Raw genomic sequence first — 16227 nt, 5'->3', positions numbered from 1 at the left:
TCTGCCTGGCGCGACGCCGTACCAACGTCCTTTACGCCCTCATCCGTGACAACCGCACCTGGCAACCCGAATCACCCCCGATCACCAAGTCGGCGGCTTGACATCTTCATTGAGAGTCCTTTCCTCCGGGTTGGGCGTCGGATCCGACCACTGCAGTCGGGCGGCGATCATTTCCGCGGTGGAACGCAGGTATCGCTCCTCGTCGATGGCGGCCGGGTGCTCACCGCCGAACGTGTCGCGGATCAGCCAGTAATGCGCGACCGCGCTTAGCACCACCACGGCGGCGGCGTCCCAGTCGTGCGCGCGGTGGTCGGGCCCGGCCAGTTCGGCCAGCCCGCGGGAGATCACCGACAGCACCTGCAGGTACTCGTTGCGGCGAAACACCTCGAGCACCTCCGGGGACGCCGATGTGTCGCGCAGCAGGATCCTGGTGACATCGCGGTTGTGGTCCAGCCGGCCCAACCCCACCCGGCAGAGCAGCACGAGCCTGTCGACCAGCCCGGCACCCCAGGCCACCTGGTCGAGCAGTTCCAGCACCGAGAAGCCGGGCTCGAAGAACGGCGCCCACTGGTCGCGATCGGCGAGGGTCTCGCCAATGGCCTCGTAGAGCAGTTGGTCCTTGGAGCGAAAGTGCCGATACAGCGCGCCCGAGCCCGGCGACAGCCCGGCGGCATCTTCGATCTGGGCGATCGTGGTGGCCGCGAACCCACGTTGCCCGAATAGGCGCAGCGCTTCGGTGATGATCCGCTGCCGGGACGTGACGGGCACCGCGCCTCCCTGGAAGTAAGTACTTACTTGCAGTAAAGCAGCGGCCGGCACTGGCCGCAAGGCGCGGTGGCGGGTCAGGCGTGCGGCAGCCGGTCGAAAACGGCGAGGACCAGGACGTGTGTGGCGTTGATGAGTTGCGCCCGGCGGCGCCGGCGATCCTGCAGCAGCCAGAGCGTGGCGGCGGTCGTGATGGCGCCGATGATTTCCTCGGCGATGATGGCCCGCTGCGCCTTGGGCAGAGTGGTCTTGGTGAAGGCGGCGGCCGCCAGCGTCTCCACCGAGGCGGCGAACCGCTGGGTTTGCGCGGCCCAGGCGGCATCCACCGCGGGGCTTACGCCGAGGATCTCCAGCAGGGTGATCCGCGCCCGGCGCTGGTCGGCGTCGATGGCTTCGAAATAGCCTGTCAGCGCCGCCCGAAGCTGAACGTCGAGGGTGCCTGCCGCCGCCTGGGCGACGGCGCTCACCATGGCCTGGTGTATTTCCTCGGCGCATCGCTGGTAGCAGGCGAGCAACAGTGCCTCGCTGTCGGGAAACGATTCGTAGAAATATCGCTTCGACAGCCCGGCGCTGGCGCAGACCTGGTCGACCGTCGCGGCGCGGTAGCCGACGGTGCCGAACACGTCGACGGCGGCCTCGATGAGGCGCGTGCGCCGCTGCTCGGCACGTTGGCCGGGGGTGGCTCCTCGATACGTTCGCGACGGCTGCACTACCCGATATTGACACACGCGGGTTCCCGATCCGGGTTGTTGAGATGCTCCGTCGCGGCATGGTCGTCAGGCAGTGAGGATGGCCTTGATGGCGTTTCCGTGGCAGTGCTCGCGCAGGGCGCCCGGAGCGTCGTTGAACGAGGCGGTGAGCGTGGTGACCAGCTCGGGTCGCAGCCTTCCCGCGGCCATGAGTTCGAGCACCGAAGGCATGACGGCGCGGACGTGGCTGCGGCCGATGTGCAGCGTCACGTTGCGCACGTAGCAGGCGGCCAGGGGCACGCTGGCGCGCCGGTGCAGCGACCAGACGCAGGTGCAGACGCCGTCGGGCGCGGTGTGGCGAAGTACCTGCCGGAGCCCGCTCGGGGTGCCGGTGGCGTCGACGGTCAGCGGGGCGGTCGGCCACTCGCGGGGGCGCCGCGGATCCAGCGCATGCAGCCCCAGTTGCTCGGCGCGCTCGCGGACGGCAGCACGGCCGTCGACGATGTGAATTCTGCGCGCGCCCAACGCCTGAGCGATCAATCCGGTACACAGCACCGCGCTGGAGGTCATCGGCTCACGGCTGCCCATCCGCCCCACGATGAGCGTCTCGGCGTCGGGGTCGGCGGCCAGCAGGCCGGGCAGGTACGGCGCGACTTGCCGGTAGGCATCACAGATGTTGTCCCCCACCCCGGCCGCCGCGGCCGGCTCGACGCCGTCGGGCAAGGCCACGAGCATGGCATCGGCGAAGGGAACGGCCATCAGGTCGGCCAACGCGCCGCCCCACAGGCCACCGGAGATGCCGAACCCGTACATCGACGCCGGGGGCACCGACAGGCAGCTGCCGGTGTGCCCGCGCCGGCAGGCCGAACAGCGACCGCAGCTGATCTGGAATGGCACCACCACCCGATCGCCGACGCGAACGGAGGACACCTCGTCCCCCACGTCGACCACTTCGGCCACGCATTCGTGGCCGAGGTGCAGCGGCAGCGGAAATGGGGTGCGACCCAGCATCATTGCCCGGTCCACGTCGCAGGTCGCCACGGCGATCGGTCGCACGATCGCGGCCTGCGGGCCGGGCATGGCGGGGCTGGGCAGCGACCGCCAGCGCAGCGCGCCGCCGGGGTAGGCCACGAGCCCGCGCATCCGTTGCCGGCCCGCCCGGCGGCGCCCGCCGCTGCGCCGGCCCAGTTGCTTGATCCGCATCTTGGTATCGCGGTGCAGCGGCAGGCGCGCCGCCGACAGCGCGTCGGGACTCAGCAGCCTGGCGTAGTGGCCCAGCGCCGTGCGGGCCCGAACGAGATCGGTGGTCATCCTTGGTCCTCCAAGACCTGCGCCAGCCGTGTGCGCAATTGACGTTCCAGTAGCGGGGTCGACAGCAGCGGCTTCGCCCACCGGGCCATCGCCACCCATCGGGGCATTGCGACCCGGGCAGCCCGCCGCTGCACCGCGTCGGCGAGCTTTTCGCCACAGTCATCCGCCGACAGCGTCCGCCTGAACGGACGCGGAAGGGTGGCCAGCGTGGCGGCGAAGCCGGCAGAACCGGACATGGCATGCCGGAATAGTGGGGTGTCAACCCACGACATATGGGCCGAGCCGACATCGACGCCGCGCCAAGCCATCTCGAGTCGCAACGCGTTGGCGAACTGCTCCGCACCCGCTTTGCTCGCCGTGTAAGCGGCCAGACCTGGCGCGGCGACGTAGGACGCAACCGACGCGACCACAAGTACGTACCCTTTTGCGCTGACGAGTGCGGGCAATGCCGCGCCGACGGTGTTGAACAGGCCGACGAGATTGATGTCGACGACATGGCGAAACTGCGCCGGCTGCATGTCGAGCACCGGCGTCCAGGAACCCACGCCGGCGTTGGCCACCACGGCATCGACGCCACCGAACTGCTGAATGCCGGCATCAACGGCCGTTCGCATGGCGTCGGGATCGCGAACATCGCCTTGCGCAACCACGCTTCGGCCGGGCCCGAATTCCTCTGCCAACGCTTGCACTGCGGGCCCATCGACGTCCACGAAAAGGAGCCGTGCGCCACGGCGGTACAGCGCGCGCGCCGTGCTTGCGCCGATTCCACTGCCGGCCCCCGTGATCAACACCGCCTTATCGACAACCACGACGGCCCTCCTTCGGGAACGGAACGGTTCCAGTTTCATATCAGGAACGTTGCCGTGTCAATATCTGCCAAACGGATTGTTCGAACCCGGCTTTACACCGCCATTGCGCATACCGTGGAGACCGGTTGACGTACCGAACGGACATGCATCCCACCGATTCGGCCATGCGCGCGCCACACGGTTGATCGCCTCAGCCGCGTTGAGCAAGGTTGGTAGCGGCGGCGTTCAACCGAACGAACGTTTCCCCACCGTTGCACTCACGTCGACGAAGGCGGCCCGCTGATGAGCGTTTTTCGCGTCGAAGCCGGCGACGGGGAACCGGTGCTGCTTTTGCATGGCTATCCCGAGAGCGCATCGTGCTGGCGTCACCAGATTCCGGCGTTGGCCCAGCGGCACCGCGTCATCGCCGTCGACTGGCCGGGCTTCGGGCGCTCCGATCCGCCCGACACGCCCGCGACATATGAAAACGAAGTAGGACGACTCGATTGCCTCGTCGACTCGCTGGGACTGCGGCGGTTCAACCTGGTCGCGCACGATTACGGCGCGTTCCTCGGTTTGGGGTATGTGCTGCGCCACCCGCAAAAAGTCATGCGCCTGGCAGTGCTGAACTCGCGCGCGCACAGGGTCTTTCGACCGATGTTCTATCGATTCCTGCTTCACCAACGGTGGGCCGTGACTCATGCTCCCGGCGTCGTGCGCAGCCTTCCGCTACGGCGGCTACATCACGTCGCGTTGCGCCCGTACCGCCGGCTCGGGTGCTTCGACGATGCCCTCCAAGCCGAGTATTTGGGATGGATGGACACGCCGCGCGGGCGGCAAACGTTCGTTGACTTTTTCCGCAACTACCGGGTGCCCGCGGTGCCCGAATTAGCCGCCGGGTTGGAGCGGATCCGTTGTCCGACGGCGATCATCTGGGGCGACAGGGATCGCACCATTCCCTTTGCGACGGGCCGAGAGCTCGCGGAGCGCATTCCGACGGCGACCCTGACCCGGGTTGCCGGCGCGGACCACTTCGTCATGGAGGAACGCCCCGACGAAGTCACGGCAGCGCTACTGGACCTGCTGGCGCGCCCCTGCCGGGCATCCCGGGATCCGGCTGCGACGGCTCTACGGTAGCCGCTTGCGTTACATACATACTGCCTGTATCTTCGGCCGTACGTCATTGATTGGACTTACAGCGTAACCGCGGCGGGGATGTCCACGGTCTAATGCGTTGCAGCCCAGGCTATTCCGTATGCCAAAGGAGCAAAGTTATGGCACCTAGCATCCAGCGCCATAAGGTGATGTTCCCCAGCGCCGACGGCCAATGCGCCGCCTGGCACTACCCGGGCGAGATCGGGGCCTGCGTGGTCATGGCCGCCGGGCTGGCCGTCACCAAGGAACCCGGAACCGATCGTCTGGCCAAGCGCTTCCAAGACGCCGGCTACCACGTGCTCGCCTTCGATTACCGTTGCCTCGGCGAAAGCAGCGGCACGTCAAGGCAACTCGTGCGTTTCCGCGACCAGTTAGCCGACTACCACGCCGCCGTGGACTTCGCCGCAACGCTGCCGGGCGTGGACCGCGACAAGTTGGCCATATGGGGGTTCTCGGCTTCCGGCGGGCACGCACTCGTCATAGCCGCACGTCATCCCCGGATTGCCGCAGCGATAGCGCACGCACCCGCGGTCGACGGCCTCCATGCCATGCGTAACGCGTTGCGGTACATGACACCTCAGGCGTTTACCAGGTTGATCAGCCGCGCCGCTGTCGACACCGTCGGCGGAATGTTTGGGCGCCAGCCCCTGCTCGTTCCGCTGGCCGGTGAGCGCGGCGCCGTGGCGGCGTTGACCACACCGGATTCGCGAAACTACGTCCGAGCGCTCAACCCCGGAAACCGCTACCCCGAATGGTGCCAAGCGGTGGCCGCGCGGTCGGCGATACGCATCGGCTTCTACCGGCCCGGCCGATACGCCAAGCACATTCGGTGTCCGCTGCTCGTTGTCGCCTATAGCGATGACGGCGTGGCTCCGCCCGGACCGGCAATCCATCTGGCGCAACGGGCCCCCCGCGGTCAGCTCGCCCTGTTACCCGGTGGTCACTACGCGACATTTCTCGACGGCGAGGAGGAGGCCGTGCAAGCCATGCTCTCCTTCCTGGCCCGCGCCTTGTCGCGCCCCGGGTTTACGCGCGATGCGGCGCCCCGTTCTATTCCGCGAACGTAAGCCCGCTGCGATTTTCGGCCCGGGTTTCCGCGGTGGGGCTTACGCTCGCGGGCTCGAGGTATGTGACGCGGACCACCTTCATGTGGTAGACATATATTCCTAATAGGAATATGCCAGCCAGGAGGCTCAGTGTCAGCGCCCACCGAAACCCCCACCGCCGTCATCGACCGCATCTCGCTCGTCCTGGACGCATTCGACGGCCCCGGGCGCCTCACGCTGGCCCAGATCGTCCGTCGCACCGGCCTGCCCCGCTCGTCGGCGCACCGAATGCTCGAACGCCTGGTCCAGTTGCGCTGGCTGCGCCGCAGCGGCCGCGACTACGAACTCGGCATGCGCCTCGTCGAGCTGGGCTCGCTGGCCGTGCACCAGGATCGTCTGGTGCGCGCAGCCACCCCCTTGTTGGTCGAATTGCACCGTGCCACCGGGCTTGTCGTGCACCTGGCGGTCCTGGACGGACCGGACGTCGTCTACCTCGACAAGGTCGGCGATTCGCCGCTGGCGCCCATCCCCACCCGGGTCGGCGGCCGCCAGCCGGCGCACTGTACGGCCGTCGGCAAGGCGATGCTGGCCTATCGCGAGGAGGGCGCCCCGGTGGATTTGCGGGTCCGCAGCACCAAGTACTCGATCGCCACCGGCTCGCAGCTGGCGATCGAACTGTCCCGGGTGCGCGCCCACGGCGTCGCCTTCGAGCGCGAGGAATCTCTGCTCGGATTCGGTTGTGTGGCAGCGCCCATCGGCGACCCGGGTGAGGCCGTCGCGGCGGTGTCGGTGTGCGGCCCGATGAACCGGATGGCGTTCGACCAGCGATTGATCGCCCCGGTACGGATGACCGCGATGGGCATCTGGCGCCACGCCGAGGACGGCCCGCAACGCGTCGCGCCCACCCTGCAACCCCTGCGCCCGCTGCGTCTGGCGCCGCGCCCCGCCCTGCAGTACGCGTGAGCCTCGAGCCGCAGATCGCGGCGATCATCGAGCAATTGGACAGCGGGTTTCCACCCGTGCAGCAGATGAGCGGCGCCGAGGCCCGAGCGCTGATCCGATCCAGGCTGGTGCCGCCGGCCCAGCCCGAGCCCGTCGCCGAGGTGGCCGATCGGTTGGTCGAGGGTCCGGGCGGCCCCCTCCGCATACGCGTATACCGACCCGAAGCGGCGGCGCCGCTCCCCGCCCTCGTGTACGCCCACGGCGGTGGCTTCGTGTTCTGCGACCTTGACAGTCACGACGGCCTGTGCCGCAATCTTGCCAATCTTGTTCCCGCCGTTGTCGTTTCGGTCGACTACCGGTTGGCCCCGGAGAACGCGTGGCCGGCGGCCGCCGAAGACGTGTACGCGGCGACGTGCTGGGCCCGCGACCACGCCGACGCGCTCGGGGCCGACCCCGCACGACTGGTCGTGGGCGGCGACAGCGCGGGCGGCAACCTGGCCGCGGTGACCACGGTCATGTGTCGCGACCGCGGCGGCCCGGCGCCGGCGGCCCAACTGCTGATCTATCCGGTGATCGCGGCCGATTTCGACACCGAGTCGTACCGCCTCTTCGGCCAGGGCTACTACAACCCGGCGCCGGCGCTGCGGTGGTACTGGGATTGCTACGTGCCCTCGACCCGAGACCGCGCGCACCCCTACGCCACGCCGCTGAACGCCGACCTACGCGGACTCCCGCCCGCGGTCGTGGTGGTCGCCGGCCACGATCCGCTGCGCGACGAAGGATTGGCCTTCGGCGCCGCGCTCGAAGCGGCGGGCGTGCCGACCGTGCAATTGCGTTATGAGGGCGGCATCCACGGGTTCATGACGATGCCGATGCTCGACATCGCGCACCGGGCGCGCAACGAGGCGGCGGCCGCCCTGGCCGATCTGCTGCGGCGGTAACGCGACGGCTTCGACGGTTGACCGGAGGTTCCCGGTGGTCGGGAGCCGGCCCCGCTGCGTCCCCCGGGTGTCATACGGTCGGCTGATGGCCGACGGTGCAGTCTTCGTCATCGACCGGGTGGTGACCCGGCCCGGATGCGCCCGGCGATTCGTCGACACCTATCTGGCCGAGTACGCCCCCGGCGCGCGCGAACGCGGCATGACGCTGCGCGACGTCCTGGTGAGCCCACCCATCTGGTTCGACGAATCCGAGGGCCAGGTGAACACCGTCACCATCACCTGGACACTGCCCGACGTCCGGGCGTGGTGGGAGATGACGTGGCAAGGCCGGCCCGATCCGGCGGTGGGCGAATGGTGGTCGCGGATCGGGGAATTGGTGGCCGAGCGGTCCCGGTCCTTCGCCGCGCGCGCCGCGGACGTCGACGGACTCTGCGATGTATAGCGTCACCCGGCTGATCGATGTCGGTGAGCAGGACCGCGACCGGATGGCTGCCGCACTGCGTCGGGCGGCATCCGACGCCGGCGCGCTGCACTGGGTGGTGGGGCCGACACTGCCCGGCTCCCGCAATGGGGGCGATCTCCTGGTGCACCTTCGCTTCGCCTCCAAACGCCAATGGGATTGCACGGCCGCATGTTTCGCGGCCGTCTTGGACGACCCCGCCGTCGGCCGGGTGAACGGTGCGACCTACTCCGGAACGCCCGTGCACGCCGGCCAAAAACCCGGCACCGTGTACCGGGCGCTGCTGTTGGCGGTGTCGCCCGACACCGCCGAGGACACCGTCGCCCGGTTCGAGGCGGACCTGCGGCTGATGCCGCGATACGTGCGCACCATCACCGGCTGGCAGCTGAGCCGGGTGGAGGAGGCGACCGGAGCTTCGGCGTGGACCCATGTGTTCGAACAGCTCTTCACCGACGTGGACGGGTTGATGGGGCCCTACCTGATGCACCCGATCCATTGGGCGGTGGTGGACCGTTGGTTCGACCCGGAGTGTCCCGACGTCATCGTGCGCGACCGCGTCTGCCACAGCTTCTGCATCAGCACCGATCCGGTTCTGACCTAGACCCCCGCGGGAAGAATGTTCGGATTGGCATTTGCCGGGGGACGCAACGGCGGCAACAGGTTCGCGCCGTCCAGGCTGTGCACGGGTAGCTGCTGTGACCACGGATAATGCAGGCTGAACGCGAGCAGCCCTGTTCGCTCCGCGGCGGGCAGATGGCACATCGCCAGCACGGTCTCGGCCAGATACTCCACCGGTTCGGTAGGGAAAGACTCCGGGATCAGTTGCGCGGCACCGGGTGTCCGGACCGCCGTCGACGGGCCGACGCAGTTCACGGCGATGTTGGCGTCGAGCAACTCGGCGGCCACTCCCTGGGTGAACCGGTGCAGGGCGGCTTTCATGGCCGCGTAGACCACGTCGCCGGAGGCCTTGTTGTACTCCCGGTACGGCCTGACCGGGGCCAGGCCCGTGACCGATCCGATGTTGACGATCCACCCCGCCCCTTGCTTGCGCATATGCGGCACAGCGCATTTCGTCAGGACGAACGGGACGCGAAGGTAGTGCTCCACGGTGCGATCGAACGTTTCCAAACTCATGTCTTCGACCAACGAGTAGTCGGCGAAACCGGCGTTGTTGACCAGAATGTCGATGCGGCCCGTGCGGTCGAGGACCGCATCGACCAAACCGTCCCGCTGGTCGGCGTCTTCGAGGTCGGCCGCGATCCCGAACGCCGAACCACCGGCGGCTTCGATCAGTTCGATCGTTTCGCCGATGGTGCCGGGCAGCGCGGTGGCCGTACCAGCCCGCGTCGATAGGGACGACGAGTGCGATCGTGCGGTCACCGCGACCGTGGCCCCCGCGGCGGCCAGGCGCTGCGCGACCGCGCGACCTATGCCGCGGCTGCTACCGGTGACCACCGCCGTTTTGCCGGACAGTAAGCGGCTCATCGCAACTCGAGATCTTCCTCGCTCGGCGCACGATGGTCGCGCCAGAAATCGACGAGGCGATAGGGGAACGCGGTCACGATCCGGCCTCCGCCCGAGCGGTAATAGGTGTGCGCCGACGGCGTGTGGCACCACACGGTGCCCGCCATGGTGGCATCGATGTCCGCGACGTATTCCTCGTAGGCGCGCTGCGTCACCTCCACGGTGGTGGCCCGGCGCAGCGCCATCAACTGCAGGCATTCCATCACGTAGTGCACCATCACCTCGACCCCGAAGTTGTGCCCGGCCCCGTGCCCCGGGCTGTAGTTGGGGGCCGACGAGATGAACATGTTCGGGAACCCGGGCACCATTCCGCCCCGGTAGGCCCGGGGGGCATCGCCCCACTCGTCGGTCAGCTTCTTGCCGTCGCGGCCCCGGATGTCCACGGTGGAAAGGAAATCCAGATAGTAACCGGTCGCGTAGATGATGACGTCGAGGTCGATTTGCTGCCCGTCGGCCGTGACGATTCCGGCCTGGTTGACGCGGGCCGGTTCGCTGGCCTCGACGTCCACGTGCTCGCGGCCCAGCGCCGCGTAATAGCCGCCCGGATCGCGGATGATCCGTTTGCCGTAGGGCGCAAAGTCGGGGGTGACCTTGCGGGCCAGCTCGCTGCCCGCGCCGAACACGCGATCGATGTAATCCAGACACATGCGCAGCAACACGTCGTTGGCCGGCGAAACCGACAGGTGCTCGGCCGTCCATTGCCGGTCATGCAGGATCACCGGATAGTTGTTGTCCGCCGTCCCCCAATATGACTTGAGCCGAATCCAGTTGGCGTAGTAGGGAAGTCGGGTGCCCAACCAGCGCTGATAGGCGGGGACGTCGTCGGATGCCCGTCGGCGCGGTGCGACCCAGTGCGGTTGGCGTTGGAAGACCGTCAGGTGCGCGACCTGGTCCACGCAGGCGTCGACGATCTGGACCGCGGTGCACCCGGCTCCGATGATCGCGACCCTCTTACCGGTGAGATCCAGCTCGGGGTCCCAGTGCGCGGAATGGATCGAAATCCCCGAGAACGTCTCGCGGCCGGCCAGTTCCGGCCACCGCGGCCGATTCAGGTAGCCGGCGGCCGGAATCACCACGTTCGCGTAACTGACGTCGCGGGTTCCGTCCGGGCCGACCGAATGGATCTGCCACTGCCGACGCCGCTCCTGCCACCACAACGCTTCCACCTCGGTGCCGAACCGGGCGTGCTCGCGCAGGTCGTTTTTGTCGGCCACCGCTACCAGATAGGCCTGATATTCCGCACCCTGCGGGTAGTAGCTCGACCAGTCACCGTTGATGTCGCGGGACAGCGAGTAATACGCCGAGGGGGTGTCCACCCCGATGCCGGGATACCTGGTGGTGTACCAGGTTCCGCCCACCTCGTCGTTGCGCTCGATGATCTGATACTCGATGCCGGCGTCCGCGCAGGCGAGCGCGGCGGTGATGCCGGCGATCCCCGCGCCGATGATGGCCACCCGGAATCCCGCGGGAAGCTTTGCGGTGCGCGGAAGTACCGGTTGGGAGGGCTGGAAACCGCCCTGCTCGAGGAGCAGTCCGAGATACTCGGGGCCGACTTCTCCGCCCAGCGCGACGGGCGCCACACGAGCGAAGAGGTCGAGGTCGTCGGCGGGTACCGCGTCCGCTCGCCGCGGCGTCCTCAACGCCGTGACGATCTCGTCGACGAGCTGAGCGGCCGTCTCCGGGTCGGTGACGCCCGCCTGCTCCGGCGGGTCGGGCACATAGGTGATTTTCGGTGCGAACCGATCAACGACGGCCGGGTCCCCGGTCAGCTGGGCGAGCACCGCGACGAGCACCCCGGGATCCGCCTGCCGCAGGTTGGCCCGCAGTTCGCCGACGTCGTAGGGGTCCGGACCCGCCGCTCCCGCGCTTTCAGTCGTGACGGGCATGCCAGTGCTCATGCCTACGAGTATCGAAGCGGTCCGCCGCCTTCAGCAGGCCCGTGCCTACTCAGCGGGACGCGGCCGACCCACGCGCGCACGGGCACCTACCGTAATCCAGAAAAATAGTCTCGCCGCGCAGGCTGATCACCAACTGAGCCCCGACGGTGTTCCACTGACCGGGCATCCGGGGTGCTAGCAACTGCACGCTCGGAGTTGACTGACGGGATGAGCGACGACATCACGCTGCCCGAATTACAGGAATTCATCGGGGCCTTCTGGTACCACTACGATGAGGCGCACTACGACGAGCTGGCGGCCAGCTACGCCGAGGATGTGCACTACCTGACCCGAAGCGATTCCGGTGCAAGCCCTTTCGAGGAGCTCATGTCACCGAAACTCAGCGGTCGCGACGCGGTGATGGAATGGCTGTCGGAGCACCGCAAGCAGAGCCCGTACCCATTGCGGCATCACGCCACCAACGTGCACCGCATCGGGTCGGACGGCGACATCACCCGGGCGCGGTTCTACCTCTTTGTCAACCACATCGCCAACTTCGTGCCGTTCGCGGTGTCCAGCGCCGTCGTCAACGTCGGCGTTCGGCGCGGTGCCCACGGACTGGAGTTCAGCGAGATGGACGTAACTCTCGACACCACCAACTCGGTGCTCCTCTCCGAACTGCACGCCGAAAGCGGTGTGGGCTCATAACGATGGACGCTCGCAGCACCTTCGCGGGTGGAGTCGCGGTGATCACCGGCGCCGGGTCCGGCCTCGGCGCCGGCCTGGCCCGCTACGCCTGTGGGTTGGGCATGACGGTCGTGCTGGCCGACATCGACGGCGACGCCGTCGCGGCGTTGCGCGACGAGTTGGCCGCGGGAGGCGGCGCGGCGCACGACGCCGCCTGCGACGTCCGCGATCCCGCCGCCGTGCAGGACCTCGCCGACCGCGCCTATGACATCGGGCCGGTGCGGCTGCTGGTGAACAATGCGGGCATCGAACAGTTCGGCTATTTGTGGGACACACCGGTGGTCAACTGGCAGCACGTCATGGACGTCAACGTCAGCGGCGTGTTCTACGGCGTACGCGCGTTTCTGCCGAAGATGATGGCCGCCGGACAGCAGGCGTGGGTGTGGAACATCGCATCGGTGGGTGCGATGGTGGCGATGCCGTTGCAGGCGCCCTACATCGTGAGCAAGCACGCGGTGCTGGCGCTGACCGAATGCCTGCACCTCGAGGTGCAGGCCACCGGGCACGACGATCACGTTCACGTCCAGGCCGTGCTGCCGGGGCCGGTGCGCTCCAACATCTTCGAGTCGGCGGGCGGCGTCGACCCCGATGCAGCCAGCGATGCGGCCGCGGCCGAAGCCCACCGCTCGGCCATGCTCGGCATCAAGGCCGCGTCCATGGATGCGCTGGAAGCCGCCGAGATGATCTTCAGGCAATCGGCCGAGGGCCACTTCTACCTGCACACTCATCCGGAAAGCGTCGGCGCGGCGATGCGCGAACGGGCCAAAGTGCTTGCCGCGCAACAGGCCCCACCACTACGGACCGAGACACAGTTCGACTCCGCGTCGCACTGACGTGACGCCGACATGACTTCTCCCCCACTGGATCCCGACGCGGCCGCCCGCATCGCCTCGTTCGGCGAGACCGCTCCGATGCGGCAACGGGGTCTGCCCGCGGTGCGCGCCGGGCTGGAGTCCGCACCGCGGCCGGCGACAATGCCCGAGATGGCCAGCGTCACCGAGGCGCTCGTGCCCAGCGCCGCCGGCGGCATCCCCGTCAGGATCTACCGGCCCACAACGGATTCCGGTGTGGCGGTGCTGGTGTATCTGCACGGCGGCGGACTGGTGATGGGATCCAACCGCTCATTCGAACCACTGGCCCGCGAGCTCGCCTCCGCGTCAGCGGCCACGGTCGTCGCCGTGGACTACCGGCTGACCCCGGAGTCACCGCCGCCCGCCCAGTTCGACGACGCCTACGCCGCCACCGAATGGGTATCGCGGAAGGCCGGGGAATTAGGCGTCGATGCCGATCGGCTCGCGGTCATCGGCGACAGCGCCGGCGGCTCGCTGGCCGCGGCCGTCGCCCTGGCCGCGCGCGATCGCCGCGGACCGCCGATCTGCGCGCAGGTGCTGCTGTATCCCGGGTTGGACCGCGACATGTCCGTTGCCTCGATCGCGGCAATGCCCGACGCTCCGCTGCTCATTCGCGACGACATCGACTACATGCACGCGCTGGTCGACGGCGATGCCGGTCCTCCGACCGACCCCTATCTGGTCCCGGCGTATGCGGCCGACCTGTCGGGTCTGCCGCCGGCGATCGTGGTCACCGCGGGCTGCGACCCCATCCGGGACTGGGGCGAGCGCTACGCGGACCGCCTGCGTGACGCCGGCGTCCAGACCACCGTCACCCGATATCCCGGCATGTACCACGGCTTCCTGATGCGCTCCGATGCCACCGCACGCGGCCGGCTGGCCATCGCGGAGATCGGTGGGTTGCTGCGGGCCAAGTTTACTCATCCGCTCCGGTTTGACGTCCCGATCACCGGACGGCATTCCACCGCAACGCGATAACGCTGCGCACAATCGACCGATCGTGACCGCAAAGGAGGCAGGTGATGCTCAGCGACGAGCGCCGAATGGAGCTTTCCGACGTACTGCGGCCGGTCGCGCCGCCCCGCGAAATCGACAATGTGTACACCGACGATCAGCGTGAGCGCCTATTGAATGTGGTGCACACGCACGGTCCGTGGCGGCTCATCATCGCGCAGCACTTCGCGTCGGCCGACGAACTGATGGCGACGATGAGCGGTGCGTTTCCCGAGGGGTTCACGCCCTCGCTGGACCTGTTTCTCACGCCGACGTTCCGCGGCTACCTCGCCAACTATGGCACCGTGCTGTACCCGGAACTACACGACTGCTTCTACAACGCCGCCTTCCTTGAACATGCCAAGCGCTACTGGAACGCTGAGTACGCCAAGCCGGAGATGATGCTGTTCAACATCAATGGGCCTTGCGCCAACCGCGATCCCGGCCACTTGGATTCGCCGAGCTTTCGCGGCGTGCGCCACGAGAACGCACCCACCTGGCTGTGCAGCGTCATGGGCAAGTCGGGATTGTTCTCCGACTACCTGATCAAAATGGCCCAGGTGATCACGTGGTTCTGCCTGGACACCGGAAGTGGCTTCACCTACTGGCCCGACGGTCCGTTGAAAGCCCCGGCGCGAGTGCTGCCGCCGATCAACAACCGCGGCGTAGTGGTGCAAAACGAGATGATGGTTCACCGCGGCGAAGCCAACGGGCCACTGGAACAACAGATTCCGTCCGGTTTGGCGTTCGACACCGTGTTCACGGGTGACCCGTCCGATCGCAACCACTGGTTGCTCAAGAACGGCGAGGACGTGATCGCGCGCCACCACACTGACGAGTTGCGATTCCTGGTCCACTGGTCGGCCGAGGTTTTCTCCGACTATGACGAGCTCAAGAAAAATATGGAAGGCTCCGACGACATCACCATCGACCGCGCGATCGACATGATGCTGGACGACCTCCATGCCAAGGGCATCAAACTCGACGCCCCGAGCGCGCCACTGCATGACCCAGAATTCATCGCTGCCCTCAACGCCGCCTATGACGTGGGGGGTCCGACCAGGTATCCCGACCAGGCGCCGCTGAGCGCGTTTCAGCCGGCCTGATCACCGAGAGGCATTGCGTCATGGACCGTTTCGCAGGCCGCCGCGCAATCGTGACCGGGGCCGGCTCCGGGATCGGTGCGGCCACCGCAGCCCGACTGCTCGACGAGGGCGCCACCGTCGTGGCCTACGACATCTCCGCGGAGGGGTTGGCGCGCACGAGGGCCGCCGCCGACGACGCCGGCACCGGCAAACGCCTGACCACCGCCGTCCTGGATATCTCGGTCGAAGGGGATGTCATTGCCGCCGTCGATGCCGCGGTAGCCGACCTCGGCGGCCTTGAGGTGCTGGTGAATGTTGCGGCCATACAGACGTGTTCGCACACTCATCAGACCACGCTGGCCGACTGGAACAGGACGTTGGCCGTCAATCTGACCGGCACATTCCTGATGACCCGCCAGGCGCTGCCGGCGCTGCTGGACTCCGGGCGCGGTGTGGTGGTGAACTTCACCTCCACCGCCGCGTCGTTCGCACATCCCTACATGGCCGCGTATGCCGCCAGCAAGGGCGGCATCTTGAGCTTCACCCATTCGCTGGCGCTGGAGTACGCGAAGCAGGGGCTGCGCGCGGTCAACATCCAACCCGGCGGAGTCTCGACGGCACTGGCCAACAGCACGTTGGACAAAATGCCCGACGGGTATGACGTCGGCCTGTGGGCCAAGCAAACCCCGCTCCTGCACGGCAAAGACAGTGAAATACTGGGCGACCCGAGCGCGGTCGCCTCGGTGATCGCGATGGTGGCCTCCGACGACGGCGCGTTCATCACCGGGACGGAGATTCGCGTCGACGGCGGTTCACACGCCTGACACGACTGCCGACCGACGGATCGTGGTGCCCTGACCGAGCGGGCCATGGGCGACCGCGCGTACGTCGGAGCGCTCGACGTCTTTGAGGGTTGACCGGCGCTAGCTGTATTCGGTCGGGACGTTGGTAGCGGGCGTGTCGGCTTGATGTGAGGAGAACCCCCGGGTGGGGTGTGGCTTGTCGAAGGCCCATCACCGTCCGGAGGTTCTCGTGTCCCACCGTAATGCCCGC

Annotated in this window: 17 protein-coding genes; 11 read left to right on the top strand and 6 right to left on the bottom strand. The window is 67.7% G+C overall.

The features are described 5' to 3' along the window. Positions 1-81: 81 nt before the first annotated feature. The 4 genes from H7I87_RS21940 to H7I87_RS21925 all read right to left on the bottom strand — a co-directional run bounded on the left by H7I87_RS21940 (position 82) and on the right by H7I87_RS21925 (position 3574). A complete protein-coding gene (locus H7I87_RS21940; protein ID WP_062886200.1) occupies positions 82-768 on the bottom strand; it encodes a TetR/AcrR family transcriptional regulator in 687 nt (228 codons plus the stop codon). A gap of 74 nt (positions 769-842) precedes the next feature. Beyond that, on the bottom strand, positions 843-1475 hold the full coding sequence (locus H7I87_RS21935) for a TetR/AcrR family transcriptional regulator (protein ID WP_023860942.1): 633 nt from the start codon (positions 1473-1475) through the stop codon (positions 843-845). Positions 1476-1541: 66 nt separating this feature from the next. Beyond that, entirely contained in the window at positions 1542-2765 is a 1224-nt protein-coding gene (locus H7I87_RS21930; protein ID WP_224125840.1) for a zinc-dependent alcohol dehydrogenase, read from the bottom strand. Continuing rightward, the gene (locus H7I87_RS21925; RefSeq protein WP_033727011.1) at positions 2762-3574 is read right to left on the bottom strand and encodes an SDR family oxidoreductase; all 813 of its coding nucleotides are present in this window, start codon (positions 3572-3574) and stop codon (positions 2762-2764) included. Before H7I87_RS21925 ends, H7I87_RS21930 begins: the two co-directional genes overlap by 4 nt. Positions 3575-3856: 282 nt before the next feature. On the opposite strand from H7I87_RS21925, the gene H7I87_RS21920 reads away from it, so the two are divergent. From H7I87_RS21920 to H7I87_RS21895, 6 genes are all read left to right on the top strand, one after another. Then, complete coding sequence (locus H7I87_RS21920) at positions 3857-4690, top strand: alpha/beta fold hydrolase (RefSeq protein WP_033726996.1); 834 nt, start codon at positions 3857-3859, stop codon at positions 4688-4690. 137 nt (positions 4691-4827) lie between these two features. Next, positions 4828-5775 (top strand): alpha/beta hydrolase, encoded by a 948-nt coding sequence (locus H7I87_RS21915; protein ID WP_023860946.1) that lies wholly within the window; start codon positions 4828-4830, stop codon positions 5773-5775. 129 nt (positions 5776-5904) lie between these two features. Continuing rightward, positions 5905-6717, top strand: coding sequence for an IclR family transcriptional regulator (locus tag H7I87_RS21910; RefSeq protein WP_023860947.1), 813 nt, complete (start codon positions 5905-5907; stop codon positions 6715-6717). After that, positions 6714-7637, top strand: a complete 924-nt coding sequence (lipP1, locus tag H7I87_RS21905) for a LipP1 family hormone-sensitive lipase (RefSeq protein WP_009977158.1) — start codon at positions 6714-6716, stop codon at positions 7635-7637. Before H7I87_RS21910 ends, lipP1 begins: the two co-directional genes overlap by 4 nt. Positions 7638-7722: 85 nt before the next feature. Then, entirely contained in the window at positions 7723-8079 is a 357-nt protein-coding gene (locus tag H7I87_RS21900) for a hypothetical protein (protein WP_033726997.1), read from the top strand. Continuing rightward, entirely contained in the window at positions 8072-8698 is a 627-nt protein-coding gene (locus H7I87_RS21895) for a Dabb family protein (protein ID WP_033726999.1), read from the top strand. The genes H7I87_RS21900 and H7I87_RS21895 overlap by 8 nt, the downstream gene beginning before the upstream one ends. Here H7I87_RS21895 and H7I87_RS21890 read toward each other — a convergent pair. Both H7I87_RS21890 and H7I87_RS21885 read right to left on the bottom strand, forming a co-directional pair. Continuing rightward, on the bottom strand, positions 8695-9582 hold the full coding sequence (locus tag H7I87_RS21890) for an SDR family oxidoreductase (protein WP_033727000.1): 888 nt from the start codon (positions 9580-9582) through the stop codon (positions 8695-8697). The genes H7I87_RS21895 and H7I87_RS21890 overlap by 4 nt on opposite strands. Continuing rightward, positions 9579-11519, bottom strand: a complete 1941-nt coding sequence (locus tag H7I87_RS21885) for a flavin-containing monooxygenase (RefSeq protein WP_033727002.1) — start codon at positions 11517-11519, stop codon at positions 9579-9581. Before H7I87_RS21885 ends, H7I87_RS21890 begins: the two co-directional genes overlap by 4 nt. Positions 11520-11726: 207 nt before the next feature. Between H7I87_RS21885 and H7I87_RS21880 the strand changes: the two genes are divergently transcribed. From H7I87_RS21880 to H7I87_RS21860, 5 genes are read left to right on the top strand one after another with little or no spacing between them, the layout of a single operon-like run. Continuing rightward, entirely contained in the window at positions 11727-12206 is a 480-nt protein-coding gene (locus tag H7I87_RS21880) for a nuclear transport factor 2 family protein (RefSeq protein WP_003876383.1), read from the top strand. Positions 12207-12208: 2 nt separating this feature from the next. After that, a complete protein-coding gene (locus H7I87_RS21875; RefSeq protein WP_033727003.1) occupies positions 12209-13078 on the top strand; it encodes an SDR family NAD(P)-dependent oxidoreductase in 870 nt (289 codons plus the stop codon). A gap of 12 nt (positions 13079-13090) precedes the next feature. Further along, positions 13091-14074, top strand: a complete 984-nt coding sequence (locus H7I87_RS21870; protein WP_033727004.1) for an alpha/beta hydrolase — start codon at positions 13091-13093, stop codon at positions 14072-14074. A gap of 44 nt (positions 14075-14118) precedes the next feature. Beyond that, positions 14119-15195 carry a hypothetical protein gene (locus H7I87_RS21865; RefSeq protein ID WP_033727006.1) on the top strand — a complete coding sequence of 359 codons (1077 nt, stop codon included), beginning with the start codon at positions 14119-14121 and terminating at the stop codon, positions 15193-15195. 20 nt (positions 15196-15215) lie between these two features. Continuing rightward, positions 15216-15998, top strand: coding sequence for an SDR family NAD(P)-dependent oxidoreductase (locus H7I87_RS21860; protein ID WP_033727007.1), 783 nt, complete (start codon positions 15216-15218; stop codon positions 15996-15998). Positions 15999-16227 lie beyond the last annotated feature (229 nt).

It is taken from the genome of Mycobacterium timonense, from assembly GCF_025821985.1.
Lineage (GTDB): Bacteria > Actinomycetota > Actinomycetes > Mycobacteriales > Mycobacteriaceae > Mycobacterium > Mycobacterium avium.
The sequence above is the reverse complement of the archived record's forward strand: the minus strand, read 5'-3'. Positions and strand labels throughout refer to the sequence as shown.